Source organism: Bellilinea sp. (assembly GCF_034432615.1).
GTDB lineage: Bacteria > Chloroflexota > Anaerolineae > Anaerolineales > Anaerolineaceae > Bellilinea.
Genome location: NZ_DAOUBL010000271.1, coordinates 1 through 1727 on the forward strand (window position 1 = coordinate 1; position 1727 = coordinate 1727).

A 1727-nucleotide genomic window follows, 5' to 3' on the forward strand; every position below is an offset into this window, starting at 1 on the left:
TGCTATGATTGCCGGGCTGCAAGAAGGTTTTATTTACCGCGATCTGCTAGGGCGCACGGTCTCGCCGGAAGTTCGAGGATTATTTTAACGTGGGTTCGGGATAAGCACAAACCGCGGTAAGCAGCAAAATACACCCCCTCCCACCTCCCCCAATATCGCAGAAGCGATATTGGGGGAGGCGCAGGAGGGGGCAAAATTTTGAAATCGGACGCAAAAAGGATTTATCCCGAACTGACGTTTTTTACCTAACCCGGCGCACCTTCACCCGCAAACCCTCCACGTCCACCACCTCCACCCGCACACCCTCTGGGAAGGATTCGCGCGGGTCAAGCGGTTCGGCACTCCACAACTCACCCGCTACCTGCACCATGCCGTGCGGGTCAATCGCTTTGGTGACCACTCCAACCTGACCGATCAAAGCCGGTTTGCCCATTGCCACCGGCGTTTTGAGGGCGCGCAGGGCAAAGCCCATGAACGCAAGAAATGTAACCGCCAGCACCGCACTGGCGCCGATCACCAGCGGCACCGAAACGGTAGGGAATCCCGGCAGACGCACCGAATTGAACAGCACCAGCGCGCCGGTGATGAATGAGATGACGGCCGCTACCGTCAGCGCGCCGTTGGTTGGGGTGTTCAACTCCAGAATAAACAACACAAACGCCAGCACGATGAAAATCAGCCCAAACAGGTTGACCGGAATGATGCCGAACGAGTAAAACACCAGCGCCAGACACACCACGCCGATGAAACCCGCCACCCAGCCGCCCGGGTTGGAAAGCTCGATCAAAATGGCCTGCACCCCAATCGTCAGCAGCAAAAAGACGATGTTTGGGTCGGTCAACAGGCGCAGTGCCTGCTCCACAAAGGTGGGCGGCACTTCCTGCACCCGGGCAAAGCGGGTGGAGAGCGTCACCGATTCGTCCAGCACCATTACCTCAAAACCATCCAGCTGACGCAGCAAATCGTTCAAATCGGTGGCGATAAAATCCACCAGCCCGACTTGCAGGGCTTCCTGAGCCGAGGCGGCTTTTGCCGTTTCAATGGTATCTTCTGCCAGCGCAATCGCCTCCGGCGGGCGGCGGGCTGCCAGCGAGCGCACCGTGGCGCGCAGGATTTCCTTCTCTTTGGCGGCAATGGTTTCGCCAATGTCTTCTCCCTGCATCCCAACCGGGCTGGCCGCGCCGATGGCCGTTTCGGGCGCCATGGCACTGGCATGACCGGCCAGCGTAATCAGCGTGCCGGCGCTGCCGGCCATCGCCCCGCGCGGCGAAACATACACCACCACCGGAATCTGGCTGGCGCGGATATCCTGAATGATCTCGTTCATCACACTGATGGCGCCGCCGGGGGTGTTCAACTCAATGATCACCATTTGGGCACCCTCGCTGGCAGCCACCTGTAAACCACGCTGAATGTAACCCTGCATGACCGAAGTTACCGGCCCCTCGGCTTTCAGCACCACCACCAGCGGGCTGCTGCCGTTCCCTTGAGCTGCCGAAGGATAGATCGTTCCGAACAGGAAAAGCGTCAATCCACTCACCAACAGGATCAACCGCAAAATGCGAAGCATGCAAAACCTCCTCACCGGCAACCCGCACCGTCCAGATAAAAGATGGATTAACATCAATTCGGGATAAATCATTTTTAAATCGACTTTCGAATTTTCGTCCCCCTCCCGCCTCCCCCAAAATCGCAGGGGCGATTTTGGGGGAGGTGCAGGTGGGGGT

The 1727-nt window shown here is 58.3% G+C and carries 1 protein-coding gene; it reads right to left on the minus strand.

From position 1 onward, the window contains the following. Positions 1-241: 241 nt before the first annotated feature. A complete protein-coding gene (locus VAE48_RS12060; protein ID WP_322793574.1) occupies positions 242-1570 on the minus strand; it encodes a nodulation protein NfeD in 1329 nt (442 codons plus the stop codon). Between the last annotated feature and the right edge of the window lie 157 nt (positions 1571-1727).

Coding starts and splice junctions, on each gene's coding strand:
- VAE48_RS12060 (WP_322793574.1), bottom strand. CDS start 1,570: ATGCTTCGCATTTTGCGGTTGATCCTGTTGGTGAGTGGATTGACGCTT.